General features: G+C 59.3%; 17 protein-coding genes. 11 read left to right on the forward strand and 6 right to left on the reverse strand.

The genetic code is table 11. The features are described 5' to 3' along the window. The first annotated feature begins 2 nt into the window (after positions 1–2). The 3 genes from ACW9HX_RS04585 (at position 3) to ACW9HX_RS04595 (ending at position 2,082) form a co-directional block, all read left to right on the forward strand. A complete protein-coding gene (locus tag ACW9HX_RS04585) occupies positions 3–608 on the forward strand; it encodes an arylesterase (protein ID WP_457379664.1) in 606 nt (201 codons plus the stop codon). 57 nt (positions 609–665) lie between these two features. Further along, positions 666–959 (forward strand): hypothetical protein, encoded by a 294-nt coding sequence (locus ACW9HX_RS04590; RefSeq protein ID WP_003226812.1) that lies wholly within the window; start codon positions 666–668, stop codon positions 957–959. A 151-nt stretch (positions 960–1,110) separates the two neighbouring features. After that, positions 1,111–2,082: a L,D-transpeptidase family protein gene (locus ACW9HX_RS04595; RefSeq protein WP_457379665.1), complete on the forward strand. Its 972-nt coding sequence runs from the start codon at positions 1,111–1,113 to the stop codon at positions 2,080–2,082. A 123-nt stretch (positions 2,083–2,205) separates the two neighbouring features. On the opposite strand, the gene oprI is transcribed toward ACW9HX_RS04595, so the two are convergent. Further along, complete coding sequence (gene oprI / locus ACW9HX_RS04600) at positions 2,206–2,457, reverse strand: outer membrane lipoprotei OprI (protein ID WP_003199355.1); 252 nt, start codon at positions 2,455–2,457, stop codon at positions 2,206–2,208. Positions 2,458–3,094: 637 nt separating this feature from the next. Between oprI and ACW9HX_RS04605 the strand changes: the two genes are divergently transcribed. Then, on the forward strand, positions 3,095–3,376 hold the full coding sequence (locus ACW9HX_RS04605; protein ID WP_007955658.1) for a GNAT family N-acetyltransferase: 282 nt from the start codon (positions 3,095–3,097) through the stop codon (positions 3,374–3,376). A gap of 70 nt (positions 3,377–3,446) precedes the next feature. On the opposite strand, the gene ACW9HX_RS04610 is transcribed toward ACW9HX_RS04605, so the two are convergent. Both ACW9HX_RS04610 and ACW9HX_RS04615 read right to left on the reverse strand, forming a co-directional pair. After that, the gene (locus tag ACW9HX_RS04610) at positions 3,447–4,523 is read right to left on the reverse strand and encodes a 3-deoxy-7-phosphoheptulonate synthase (RefSeq protein ID WP_007908583.1); all 1,077 of its coding nucleotides are present in this window, start codon (positions 4,521–4,523) and stop codon (positions 3,447–3,449) included. Between the two features lie 145 nt (positions 4,524–4,668). Then, a complete protein-coding gene (locus tag ACW9HX_RS04615) occupies positions 4,669–5,097 on the reverse strand; it encodes a PilZ domain-containing protein (protein WP_085730573.1) in 429 nt (142 codons plus the stop codon). On the opposite strand from ACW9HX_RS04615, the gene ACW9HX_RS04620 reads away from it, so the two are divergent. From ACW9HX_RS04620 to cysB, 5 genes are all read left to right on the forward strand, one after another. Beyond that, positions 5,096–5,482, forward strand: a complete 387-nt coding sequence (locus ACW9HX_RS04620; RefSeq protein ID WP_457379666.1) for a thioredoxin family protein — start codon at positions 5,096–5,098, stop codon at positions 5,480–5,482. The two genes, ACW9HX_RS04615 and ACW9HX_RS04620, sit on opposite strands and share 2 nt — an antisense overlap. Beyond that, positions 5,479–6,435, forward strand: coding sequence for a putative 2-dehydropantoate 2-reductase (locus ACW9HX_RS04625; RefSeq protein ID WP_457379667.1), 957 nt, complete (start codon positions 5,479–5,481; stop codon positions 6,433–6,435). The genes ACW9HX_RS04620 and ACW9HX_RS04625 overlap by 4 nt, the downstream gene beginning before the upstream one ends. 30 nt (positions 6,436–6,465) lie before the next feature. Further along, entirely contained in the window at positions 6,466–7,371 is a 906-nt protein-coding gene (locus ACW9HX_RS04630; RefSeq protein WP_085730576.1) for a 5'-nucleotidase, read from the forward strand. A gap of 98 nt (positions 7,372–7,469) precedes the next feature. Further along, on the forward strand, positions 7,470–7,973 hold the full coding sequence (locus tag ACW9HX_RS04635) for a universal stress protein (protein ID WP_457379668.1): 504 nt from the start codon (positions 7,470–7,472) through the stop codon (positions 7,971–7,973). A 113-nt stretch (positions 7,974–8,086) separates the two neighbouring features. Further along, positions 8,087–9,061 (forward strand): HTH-type transcriptional regulator CysB, encoded by a 975-nt coding sequence (gene cysB, locus ACW9HX_RS04640; protein WP_007955684.1) that lies wholly within the window; start codon positions 8,087–8,089, stop codon positions 9,059–9,061. An 8-nt stretch (positions 9,062–9,069) separates the two neighbouring features. On the opposite strand, the gene ACW9HX_RS04645 is transcribed toward cysB, so the two are convergent. After that, positions 9,070–9,552, reverse strand: coding sequence for a GreA/GreB family elongation factor (locus ACW9HX_RS04645; protein WP_457379669.1), 483 nt, complete (start codon positions 9,550–9,552; stop codon positions 9,070–9,072). Positions 9,553–9,554: 2 nt separating this feature from the next. Beyond that, positions 9,555–9,962 carry a hypothetical protein gene (locus tag ACW9HX_RS04650; RefSeq protein ID WP_457379670.1) on the reverse strand — a complete coding sequence of 136 codons (408 nt, stop codon included), beginning with the start codon at positions 9,960–9,962 and terminating at the stop codon, positions 9,555–9,557. A 124-nt stretch (positions 9,963–10,086) separates the two neighbouring features. Here ACW9HX_RS04650 and earP point away from each other — a divergent pair, with 124 nt between their 5' ends. Both earP and ACW9HX_RS04660 read left to right on the forward strand, forming a co-directional pair. After that, positions 10,087–11,229 carry an elongation factor P maturation arginine rhamnosyltransferase EarP gene (gene earP / locus ACW9HX_RS04655; protein WP_457379671.1) on the forward strand — a complete coding sequence of 381 codons (1,143 nt, stop codon included), beginning with the start codon at positions 10,087–10,089 and terminating at the stop codon, positions 11,227–11,229. A 48-nt stretch (positions 11,230–11,277) separates the two neighbouring features. After that, positions 11,278–11,847, forward strand: a complete 570-nt coding sequence (locus tag ACW9HX_RS04660) for an elongation factor P (protein WP_457379672.1) — start codon at positions 11,278–11,280, stop codon at positions 11,845–11,847. Positions 11,848–11,912: 65 nt separating this feature from the next. Here ACW9HX_RS04660 and ACW9HX_RS04665 read toward each other — a convergent pair whose 3' ends face one another. After that, on the reverse strand, positions 11,913–12,926 hold the full coding sequence (locus tag ACW9HX_RS04665) for an alpha/beta hydrolase (protein ID WP_085647565.1): 1,014 nt from the start codon (positions 12,924–12,926) through the stop codon (positions 11,913–11,915). Positions 12,927–12,931: the final 5 nt, after the last annotated feature.

A 12,931-nucleotide genomic window follows, 5' to 3' on the forward strand; every position in this document is an offset into this window, starting at 1 on the left:
CGATGCGTGTGTGGTTTTTGAGTGCTGGCCTGGCCTTGATGTGCATGGCCCAGAACGCAGCGGCGGGTACAGTCCTGATCGTTGGCGATAGTATCAGCGCCGGTTTCGGACTGGATACCCGGTTGGGGTGGGTGTCGTTGCTCGAGCAGCGGCTCAAGGCCGAAGGTTTTGACGATAAAGTGGTCAACGCCTCCATCAGCGGCGATACCAGTGCCGGAGGCCAGGCGCGGCTGCCGGCGCTGCTTGCAGAGCATAAGCCGGAGCTGGTGATCCTTGAGTTGGGAGGCAACGATGGCCTGCGCGGAATGCCGCCGACTCAATTGCAACAAAATCTTGCCTCGATGATCGACAGCTCCCGTGAACAGGGCGCCAAGGTGTTGTTGCTTGGTATGCAACTGCCACCCAATTACGGCAAGCGCTACACCGATGCGTTTGCTCAGGTGTACGGCAAACTGGCCGAGGAGAAAAAAATCCCGCTGGTGCCGTTTTTCCTCGACGGTGTCGGCGGTCATCCCGACTTGATGCAGGCGGACGGTCTGCACCCGTCGGCCGGGGCCCAGGGCAAGTTGCTGGAAAATGTCTGGCCGACGCTAAAACCGCTGCTATGAGGCTTTTCTAGCGGCAGGCTTTCGGCTAATGTGGCGCCCCCTTATTTGGAGCCCCCGATGCCGCGTCCTGCCTGGTCCCTGTTTGCCTACCAACTGATCGAGCCTGACGAACAGCTGGATCTGTTCGCCTGCCAGGAAGTGCGGGTGCATCTGGTGACCCGTCAACTGGAGCTCGGTGGCTCGGCTGACCGAACCCTGTGCGGCAGTCTGCTGCCGGCGCAACCGCGCTGGTCGAGCGTGGATCGCCGGGTGTTTCAGGATCAGCGCCTGTGCTCGCTGTGCCGGGCGATTCTGGAGTCGCAGAAACGCGGCACCTCGCCGATCTGGCCCGAGTTGCGTTTCGAGCTTTAAGCGCAACCATTCTTCCGAATGCAGTCCGGGCTGGCGGTAGCTTCAATCATGAAGAGTTTGCCAGCCCATCGGCGCATCTCCCCGAATTCCCTGGGCGCGGTGTACAATCGCGTTCTTATTACCCTTGTCGATCTTGCGAAGGATTCTCCGGATGTTGCCGCGTTTTCCTGCCGTCACCCGCTGCCTGTCTCTTGCCGCCCTGTGTGTGGCCGGCCCCGTTGCCGCATTGGAGTTTCCCCTGCCACCACCTGGTGAAGACATCATCGGCCAGGTGCAGGTGATCAAGGCCAAGTACGAAGACACCTTTGCCGATCTGGGCACCACCTACGATCTGGGCTATTCGGAAATGGTCGCGGCCAACCCGGGCGTCGATGCCTGGTTGCCGGGTGCGGGTACCGAAGTGATCCTGCCGACCCGTTTCATCCTGCCGCCGGGCCCGCGTGAAGGCATCGTGATCAACCTGGCCGAGTACCGCCTCTACTACTACCCGAAAGGCCGGAACGTCGTGTACACCTTCCCGCTGGGTATCGGTCGCGAAGGCTGGGGCTCGCCGATCGCTCACACCACGATCACCGCCAAGACACCGAACCCGACCTGGACACCGCCAGCCTCCATCAAGGCCGAACACGCTGCCGATGGCGATCCGCTGCCGAACGTGGTGCCGGCCGGTCCGGACAACCCGCTGGGACCGTTCAAGTTCACCCTGGGTACTCCGGGTTACCTGATCCATGGCTCGAACAAGAAGTTCGGCATCGGCATGCGCACCAGCCACGGCTGCTTCCGCATGTTCAACAACAATGTGTTGGAAATGGCCGGCATGGTGCCGGTGGGTACGTCGGTGCGGATCATCAACGATGCGTACAAGTTCGGTCGCAGTGGCGGCAAGGTCTATCTGGAAGCGCACACCCCGATCGACGACAAGGGCAACCCGTCGGTGGTCGACAAACACACTTCCGTGATCAACGCGATGCTCAAGCGTGAAGACATCACCAACAACCTGCGCATGAACTGGGATGTGGTGCGTGATGTGGTCGCGGCCGAAGATGGCCTGCCAACCGAAATCGGCACACCGAACACCTCGGCGCCGATTGTCTCGAGCGCGCCGATCGACCTGCAGCAGTAAGCTGAAGAGCAGAACCCGCCGGTGCTTGCGCATCGGCGGGTTTTTTATTGCATGAAGAAAATTTCAGGCAAAAAAAAGCCGACCCGAAAAACGGGTCGGCTTGATAACAATCCCGAAGGACTATTACTTGCGGCTAGCTTTGTCCAGCATGCGCAGAGCACGCTCGTTAGCTTCGTCAGCAGTCTGTTGTGCTTTTTGAGCAGCAGCCAGAGCTTCATCAGCTTTACGGTAAGCTTCGTCTGCACGAGCCTGGGAGCGAGCAGCTGCGTCTTCAGTAGCGGTCAGACGTGCTTCGGTTTCTTTCGATGCGCTGCTGCAACCGGTAGCCAGAACTGCGGCCAGAGCCAGAGCAGAGAATTTCAGAACGTTGTTCATCGTGTTCCCCTTCAAGGACTTTCAATTAAGTGGCTGTCTCCTCCGATTGAGGAAATAGCCGGCGTACATACTACCCATTACTTGTAGTAAGTAAACTGACGTAAGGCAAGAAGCAAAAAAAATTGTAGGCGTTGATTCTTTTTCGAGCAACTTTTAACTGGGTTGTATAAAAAATATTCAGCTGCAAGGCCCGAGATGAGCGAGTTAATGAGAAAAAGTTCCCGTTGTCAGGTGCTGTTTTGCAGGTAGTGGCTAGAGTCTGTCTATATGGATTCGTCCACACTTTTGTTGCGATTTTGCGCGGCGTCTCGCATATCTTTGTCCATGTTCAGGTGACTTTAAAAAAACGGGCACGTCTTAAGTCTCAACATCCGGCGATGTTCAGCCTTTCGGCTCGGGACGAGATTCTCCCGAACCGGACCTGAGTCCACCGGAGCTGCCCCGTCAATCAGCATGATGACGAGTGTGCCTTGAGCATTTTCGCCATTGGTGCCTACTATTTGATACGTGCTCGGGTTGCGCGAGATCGGTGCAGTTCTTCTCGGTGTCCTACAGGCACGGGGTGGCGTAGATGTTCCTTCGCCGGGAAAACATCGGTAAGGTAGGGGTCAGAATTCGAGACCCGCGAGGAGTAGTGATGAGCGAGGCGTTGTCCATCCACCATGACCAGGCTGGTCATCAGTTCGAGACCAATGTGGACGGTCATCGTGCCTACCTGACCTACATGGATCTGGGGAAACAGACCCTGGATATCTACCGCACCTTCGTGCCCAACGCATTGCGTGGCCGGGGTATCGCGGCAGCCCTGACCGAACGGGCACTGCAGTACGCCGATGAAATGGGCTACACGGTCATTCCATCGTGCTCCTACGTGGAGCGTTACATGGAGCGTCATCAGCGGCGCACCGCCAAGATCTGACTGACCTCACACCGCACACACAAAAACGCCGGGCAATGCCCGGCGTTTTTTTATGCCTGCGAAACGGCTGTCAGCTGCGCTGACGTTTCGGCAGTACGTCCTTGAGCTTGGCGTGCATGCTGCGCAAGGTGTTTTCGGTGGCTGACCAGTCGATGCAGGCATCGGTGATCGATACGCCGTATTGCAGGTCGGCGAGGTCTTTCGGAATCGCCTGGCAACCCCAGTTCAGATGACTCTCGACCATCAGGCCGATGATCGACTGATTGCCTTCGAGGATCTGGTTGGCGACGTTCTCCATCACCAGCGGTTGCAGGGCCGGATCCTTGTTGGAATTGGCGTGGCTGCAATCGACCATGATGTTCGGCTTGATCTTCGCCTTGTTCAGCGCCTGCTCGCACAGGGCGACGCTGACCGAATCGTAGTTCGGCTTGCCGTTGCCACCGCGCAGCACCACGTGACCGTAGGCGTTGCCCTTGGTGGTGACGATCGACACGCCACCTTCCTGGTTGATGCCCAGGAAACGGTGTGGGCTGGAGACCGACTGCAAGGCGTTGATCGCCACGGTCAGGCCGCCGTCGGTGCCGTTCTTGAAACCGACTGCCGAGGACAGACCGGAAGCCATCTCGCGGTGGGTCTGGGATTCGGTGGTCCGGGCGCCGATGGCCGACCAGCTGATCAGATCCTGCAGATACTGCGGGGAGATCGGGTCGAGGGCTTCGGTCGCGGTCGGCAGGCCTTTCTCGGCCAGGTCCAACAGCAACTGGCGACCGATGTGCAGGCCGTCCTGGATCTTGAACGAGTCATCCAGGTACGGGTCGTTGATCAGGCCTTTCCAGCCGACGGTGGTCCGTGGCTTCTCGAAATACACGCGCATGACCAGATACAGAGTGTCCGACACTTCCGCCGCCAGTACTTTCAGGCGATCGGCGTATTCGTGGGCAGCCTTGATGTCGTGGATCGAGCAAGGCCCGATGACCACGAACAGACGGTGGTCGGTGCCATCGAGAATATTGCGGATGACTTCGCGACCCTTGGTGACGGTGCGCAGGGCAGCGTCGCTCAGAGGGATATCACGCTTGAGCTGATCGGGAGTGATCAGTGTCTCGTTGGAGGCGACGTTTAGGTCGTTGATCGGTAAATCAGCCATCGTTTACTCGTCAGGTCACGGGTGCCGGCCGCCAGCGATCCCCGCGCGGCGGAGCACAGCAGATTTAAGCGCGTCGGGGAGCCGAACCTTATCGCGTTAGACGCCTGCTAGACAATGGGCAAGTCACTGTTCTGTCCAGCTCTGGTTACGCAAAAGCCTTGCGAACGCTGTCGTGGGAGAACTCCTCGGCGTGCTGCTCGACCCATTGCAGCGCTCGCGCCTGGATATCCTGCAGATCATCGTGGGCATCGTTGATTCGGCAGTAGCGTTCGATCTGACACACCTGCTCACCCATTCGCGCGCTGAACAGTGTCTGCTCATCGGTGAACGCAATGCCCACCAGATAGCCTTTTTTACGGCGCAGGCACCAGGCCACATAGCCCGGGTAGGCAAAGTCGGCATTGAGTGTGGGCATGCGCACTTGCAGCGCGGTGCCGTGACGCCAGGCGCGGTGGTAATTGCAAGCGATGCCGCCGAGGCTGATAGTGTGCAGCTGTTGCCGCGAAATACACTCAGGTTTGAGTAACGTTAATTCGACGGGCACATCATCCGGATGAGGAATAAACCGTCCCATGAGCACAGACTCCCTGTGTCGGCCATTTGACATTGTTTCCCCCAGTATAGTGTTCGAATCGGAACTGACCGATTTCGACGCCGACCAACGGCTGCTGGCGATGAGCGGCGTTTCGCTGGTGATTTTCACCAGTGTCGGCTGCGCCAGTTGCCGGTATGCCCGCGAAGTGTTGCCGGGGCTGGAGTTGGCGGTCGATCGCCTGTGCTGGATCGACGCCGGCAACAACGGCGGTCTGGTCGAGCGCTATCAGGTCTTTCATTTGCCGGCGTTGTTCGTGGTGCGCGACGGCGAGTTCTTTGGGGCAGTACACACGCGCCTGAATGCCGCTGAGCTGAACGTAGCCGTGGCTCAGGCGCTGGGTCGAATTGCAGAGGAGTTGCCGTGATGGGGGCAGTGAATAAACCGGTGGTGGGGATTATCGGCACCGGCGCAATCGGAGGGTTTTACGGCTTGATGCTGGCCCGGGCAGGTTTCGATGTGCACTTTTTGCTGCGCAGCGAGTTTTCCGCTGTCGCCGAGCGTGGTTTGCAGGTCGACAGCGCCGTGCACGGCGCGCTGACGCTGAACCCGGTGCAGGCTTATTCTTCGGCTGAAGACATGCCGCCCTGTGACTGGTTGCTGGTCGGCGCCAAGACCACCAGCAATACCGGCCTGGCGCCGTCGATCATTCAGGCAGCCAAACCCGATGCCAAGGTGCTGGTGCTGCAGAACGGCCTCGACGTCGAGGACAGTCTGCGGGCGGTGTTGCCCGATTCGCTGCACTTGCTGGGCGGCTTGTGCCTGATCTGCGTCCATCGGGAAGGCCCGGGTCACATCACCCATCAGGCGCTGGGGGCAGTCAACGTCGGTTATCACAGCGGGCCGGCAGCCGATGATGCGGCGCGCATGGCGATCGTCGAGGAGGGCGTCGGACTGTTCCGTGCCGCCGGCATCGACTCCCAGGCGATGCCGAACCTGCACCAGGCGCGCTGGCAGAAACTGGTCTGGAACATTCCCTACAATGGTCTTTCGGTGTTGCTCGGGGCGAGTACCACGCCGCTGATGGCCGATGCCGACAGCCGCGCGCAGATCCAGGCGTTGATGGCCGAGGTGGTGCAGGGCGCCAAGGCCTGTGGTCATGACATGCCGCCCGGTTACGCCGAGTACCTGTTCATGATGACCGAGAAAATGCCCGACTATTGGCCGAGCATGTACCACGATTTCCTGCACAAGCGACCGCTGGAGCTGGACGCTATCTATGCTCGACCCTTGGCGGCGGCGAAAGCGGCGGGCTGTGAGCTGCCGCGCATCGAGGCGCTGTATCGCAATTTGCGTTTCATCGACCGGCGTAACACCTGAGTCGTTTTTTGAGGGGATTTGGGGGAAGGCATGGCCAAGAACATCGATGACAAACTGGTGCTGGCGATTTCGTCCCGTGCCTTGTTCGACCTGAGCGAGAGCCACAAGGTCTACCTGTCGAGCGGCGTCGAAGCCTATCGGCAATATCAGATCGAGCACGAAGACGAAATCCTCGCGCCGGGCGATGCCTTTCCGCTGGTGGAAAAACTGCTCAACCTCAACAGTCGCCTCGGCCGTGCCCGGGTCGAGGTGATTCTGGTGTCGCGCAACAGTGCCGATACCGGACTGAGAGTGTTCAACTCGATTGATCATTATGGCCTGGCGATTTCCCGTGCGGCGTTTGTCGGCGGGCGCAGTCCTTATCCTTATCTGAAAGCGTTCGGCTGCGACCTGTTTCTTTCCACTCACGCCGAAGACGTGCGTTCGGCGCTGGATAACGGTTTTGCGGCGGCCACCATTCTTTCCGGCGGTGCGAGCCGTGCGGCCAGCGATGAATTGCGCATTGCCTTTGACGGCGATGCTGTGTTGTTTTCCGACGAATCGGAGCGGGTCTATCAGTCTGGCGGCCTGGAAGCTTTCCAGGCCAAGGAGCGTGAATCCGCTCGTGAACCTTTGCGCGGCGGGCCGTTCAAGGGCTTCCTCGCGGCGCTCAATCTGTTGCAGCGTGAGTTCCCGGACGATAACTGTCCGATCCGCACTGCGCTGGTCACCGCGCGTTCGGCGCCGGCCCACGAGCGGGTGATCCGCACCTTGCGCGAGTGGGACATCCGTCTGGACGAGTCGCTGTTTCTCGGCGGCCTGACCAAGTCGGCGTTCCTTGAAGCCTTTGCTGCCGACGTGTTTTTCGACGATCAGGCCGGGCATTGCGAACTGGCCCGGGAGGTGGTCGCCACCGGCCATGTTCCCCACGGCATCAGCAACGAACCGGCGGTCTAAAGCCCTCGTGCTTCAAGACGTTGCGTCGCACGTCGTACTCGCCAAGGCACTGCTAAGCTGAATCAAATCTCCGCCATGTTGGCTTGCGAGGAGGTCATATGATTCGTTCGATGCTGTATGCCACTGACCTCGGTCTGTACGCACCGTTAGTGATGCAGCATGCCCTGGCGATGGCTCGAACATTCAATGCCGACTTGTATGTGGTGCACGCGGTGGAACCCATGGGGCTGTTTGCCGAATCGGTGTTGCAGAGTTACCTCGACGAACAGGCGTTGAACGAGTTTCACAGTCAGGGTCTGAAAACGGTCATCGCCAATATCGAGCAGCGGGTGCTCGACAGTTTTCGCGAAGAACTGGGGGATGACGGCGAGCAGGATCTGCTGCGGATTCGTGCGGTGCGGGTGCTGCAGGGCGATCCGTCGCAGGTGATTCTCGACCAGATCCAGAAACTCTCCGTCGATTTGCTGATCGTAGGAAGTCACAGCCACGGGGTTGGGGCGGAAACACCATTGGGGCGCACGGCGACTCGCTTGCTGCAATTGTCCAAGGTGCCGGTTTACATGGTGCCGCTGGTGGAGCGTCGGCGCCGGGAGGATCGCTGAGGCGGGAATAATGGCGTTTTGATAAAAAAGTTCTAGATTTATTCTTCAAACCATTAATATAGTTATATACCGTCGCTGATGCCCGTGGCGTCTACCTGCTTTGAGGGATTCATATGAAGCTTCAACAATTGCGCTACATCTGGGAAGTGGCGCACCACGACCTCAACGTTTCCGCTACAGCCCAAAGTCTCTATACCTCGCAACCGGGCATCAGTAAGCAAATCCGTCTGCTGGAAGACGAACTGGGCGTCGAAGTGTTCGCCCGCAGCGGCAAGCACCTGACCCGCGTCACCCCGGCCGGCGAGCGCATCATCACCACCGCCGGTGAGATTCTGCGCAAGGTCGAAAGCATCAAGCAGATCGCCCAGGAATTCTCCAACGAGAAAAAAGGCACCCTGTCGATCGCCACCACTCACACCCAGGCACGTTATGCACTGCCGCCGGTGATCAGCAATTTCATCAAGCAATACCCCGACGTGGCGCTGCACATGCACCAGGGTTCGCCGATGCAGATCGCCGAAATGGCCGCTGACGGCACCGTGGATTTCGCCATCGCCACTGAGGCGCTTGAGCTGTTCGGCGATCTGGTGATGATGCCGTGCTACCGCTGGAACCGCTGCGTGGTCGTGCCTCAGGGCCACCCGCTGACCAAGCTGCCGAAGCTGACCCTCGAAGCGCTGGCCGAATACCCGATCGTGACTTACGTGTTCGGTTTCACTGGCCGTTCGAAACTTGACGAGGCTTTCAGCCATCGTGGTCTGACGCCGAAAGTGGTGTTTACCGCCGCCGACGCCGACGTGATCAAAACCTACGTGCGCCTGGGCCTGGGTGTCGGCATCGTGGCCAAAATGGCCGTCGATACCAAACTCGACAACGACCTGGTGGTGCTCGATGCCAGCGAACTGTTCGAGTCCAGCGTGACCAAGATCGGTTTCCGTCGCGGCACTTTCCTGCGCGGCTTCATGTGCGATTTCATCGAGAAATTCGCACCGCACCTGACTCGCGAAGTCATGGCCAAGGCCATCCAGTGCCACAACAAGCAGGAACTGGAAGAACTGTTCGAAGGCGTCGAACTGCCGGTTCACTAAGCCCCTGTCTACAGCACCTCGGTGACAGCGAACTGTTGCCGGGTGCCCGCTACAAGAATCTCCACCTCGTCACCCTCGAACTTGCCCAGCAGGCTTTTGCCCAGGGGCGAGCGCGGGGTGATGACGGTGACCGGCTGACCCACCACGTCGACCTTCAGGCCTGCCGCATCCGGCGCCAGAAACAGCCATTGCTCACGACCCTTTTCGTCTTCCAGGCCGAGCAGGGCGCCGATTTCAATTCCTCGTTGATCGTCATAGGCCCGAAGCGTCAGGTTTTGGCAGACCGCCAGTGACTGGCGGATCTCCTCGACCCGTCTTGCTTGCCCGGCCGCCAGGTACGACGCCTCAAGCCCCAGGGTGTCGTACTTGTTTTCAGCGATGTTCTCTTCGTGGGTCGCCGTTTCGTAGGCGGTTTGCGCTGCACGTTCGGCGATATCGAGGTCGACGCGCAGTTTGTCGAGGATTAGTTGATGGACGGCGTGCTTGTTCATGATCAATCGCAGAATTGCAGGACGTTGGCGCGGCTTTTTTCGCTCGGGGCTGTCTGATCCTGCTGGAGCCAGAACTGGCATTTCGGGTTCGACTGGTTGCGCGTGCTGCTTCGGGCCTGATCGAGGCGATTCTGCTGTTCGTTCTTGCGCAGGTTTTCTTTGTACTGCTCGAACAGACGGTTTTGCGGCTCGGGCTCGGGCTGCGGTTGGGCGACTACCGCAGGCTTGCTCAGTTGTTGCACCGCGTCCGCCACCGGTTGCAATTGACGGCTGAAGAGCAACGAGGCGAGCCAGCAAGTCAGCGCAATGGCAAGGAAACCCAACCACAGGCCCAAGGCAATGCTGCCGGTCAATTGCAGCGCGCTAAGCTGAACAGGCAAGGGGCGACGCGGGTTTGGGCGGTAGGGCATGGCTGCCTCCTGGCGGATGATTGCGGGCAAGTGGCGATTGTCGCACGAAGATTAATCGTCGTCGGCTCTTCTGCACGCAGACATTTATGCGGACAATCGCCGCTTTTGCCAACGGGAGTCTTGAATGCTGCAACCGAACACCCGCTGGGACATCTTTTGTACCGTGGTCGACAATTACGGCGACATCGGGGTGACCTGGCGCCTGGCCCGGCAACTGGTGGCCGAGCATGCGCTGGCGGTAAGGCTGTGGGTCGATGACCTGCGCGCGTTCGAGCGTATTTGCCCGGAACTCGATATCCATCTCGATGCGCAATGGCAGCAGGACGTTGAAGTCCGGCACTGGCCGGCAGAATGGCCGGTAACGGAGGCTGCCGACGTGGTGATCGCCGCGTTCGCCTGCCAGTTGCCGGGGGCCTACATGGACGCCATGGCCGAGCGGGAAAAGCCTCCATTGTGGATGAACCTCGACTATCTCAGCGCCGAAGACTGGGTGGTTGGCTGCCACGGTCTGCCGTCGGTGAAGTACAAGTCCGTGCAGAAGATCTTTTTCTTCCCGGGGTTCCAGGCCGGTACTGGCGGATTGTTGCGTGAAAGCGGATTGCTTGAGCGACGTCAGCGGTTTCAGCAGGATCCCGAGGCGCAGCGACAATTTCTGCAAGCGCTGGGTGTCGTTCCGGCTCCCGGTGCGCAACTGATTTCGCTGTTCGCCTACGAGAATGCCGGGCTCGCCAGTTGGCTGGATGTACTCGCCACCGGTTCGACGCCCACGCATCTGTTGGTGCCTGACGGGCGGATTCTGGGTGATGTCGCACGCTGGCTCGGTGTCGAGTCGCTGTCCGTCGGCGCGGTGCATGTCGATCGATCGCTGACCGTGCAGGTGCTGCCGTTCGTCCGGCAGGATCAATACGATCATCTGCTGTGGTGCTGCGATTTCAACGCGGTGCGCGGTGAAGATTCGTTCGTCCGGGCGCAATGGGCGGGGCGGCCGATGCTGTGGCACATCTATCAGCAGGACGAAGATATCCATCTGGACAAGCTCGATGCCTTCCTCGCGCTCTATGGAAAAGGCCTTTCGACTGAGGCAGCCGAGGCGATGAACGGTCTCTGGCGGGCCTGGAGTGCCGGACTGCCTATCGGCGAGCACTGGCTCGAGGCCCGTAAATACTGGCCCGAACTGCAGAAAAATGCCGAAGCATGGTGTCTGGAACAAGCCTTGCAGGCCGATCTTGCGACGGCGCTGGTACAGTTTTACCGAAATTGGATATGATACGCGGCCTAGATTTTTGTAAATCCCATCCAAATTCGGATATTCGCAATGAAAACTGGTAAAGAACTCAAACCCGGTACCGTGATCCGTATCGACAACGATCCTTGGCTGGTTCAGAAAGCTGAATTCACCAAATCGGGCCGTAACAGCGCGATCATGAAGACCAAGCTGAAGAACCTGCTGACCGGTTACAAGACCGAAACCGTTTACGGTGCGGACGACAAGCTGGACGACGTGATCCTCGACCGTAAAGAAGCGACCCTGTCCTTCATCAGCGGCGATACCTACACGTTCATGGACACCAGCGACTACACCATGTACGAGCTGAACGCCGAAGACATCGAAAGCGTTCTGCCTTTCGTTGAAGAAGGCATGACCGACGTTTGCGAAGCCGTGTTCTTCGAAGAGCGTCTGGTTTCCGTAGAGCTGCCGACCACCATCGTGCGTCAGGTTGACTACACCGAAGGTTCCGCTCGCGGTGACACTTCCGGCAAGGTGATGAAGCCTGCCAAACTGAAGAACGGTACCGAGCTGTCGGTTGCTGACTTCATCGAAATCGGCGACATGATCGAGATCGATACCCGCGAAGGCGGTTCCTACAAAGGCCGTGCCAAATAAGCACTGTTTTTTGCGGAATGAAAAAGCCCGACCATTGAGTCGGGCTTTTTTGTGCCTGATGAAAATTACTTCTTCAGGTGCTGCTTCAGTTCTTCCGAGGCCTGCAGCATCGCCGAACGCACTGCCGGCACCTGGCTGACCACGTTGAGCAAACCGTAGTCGTGGATCATGCCGTTGTAGCGCACCGAGGTCACCGGCACGCCGGCTTCGTCGAGTTTACGGGCGTAGGCTTCACCTTCGTCACGCAGCACGTCGGCCCCGGCGGTCTGCACCAGCGCAGGCGGTAGACCTTTCAATTGCGCGGTGGTGGCCCGCAGCGGCGAGGCGTAGATCTCGTTCCGCTGGTTGGCGTCGGTGGTGTAGTTGTCCCAGAACCACTTCATCATGTTGCGGGTGAGGAAGTGCCCCTCGGCGTACTGGTTATACGAACCGGTGTCGAAATTGGCATCGGTTACCGGCCACAGCAGTACCTGGAATTTGATCGCCGGGGTGCCTTTGTCTTTGGCCATCAAGGCGACGACTGCCGCCATGTTGCCGCCGACGCTGTTGCCCGCCACTGCCAGACGCTTGCCGTCGACGTTGATCTCTTTGCCGTGTTCGGCCACCCATTTGGTCGCGGCGTAAGCCTGGTTGATCGCCACCGGGTAATGCGCTTCCGGCGAAGGGGTGTAGTTGACGAACACCGCCGCCGCCCCCGAGCCGACCACCAGGTCCCGCACCAGACGTTCGTGGGTCGGGAAATCCCCCAGCACCCAGCCGCCGCCGTGGAAGAACATGAACACCGGCAGCTCGCCCTTGACCCCGGCCGGCCGGACGATGGTCAGGCTCAACGGTTGACCATCGACCTGGATGGTCTTCTCGCTGACGTCTGCCTTGGGCAGCGTCAGTTTGACCCCGGACTGCGCGCCCGTCAGCACGGCGCGGGCGTCCTTGGGCGTCATCTGTTCCATCGGTTTGCCGGTGCCGGCATTCAGCACATCGAGAAACGCCTGGGTGTTGTGTTCAACCTCCCCGGCAAATGCGCTGTGGATGGACAGGGCGAGAAGGGTACCGGTCAAGACTTTGCTGAAAGTGTTCATGTTCA

It is taken from the genome of Pseudomonas sp. SDO52101_S400, assembly GCF_054071635.1.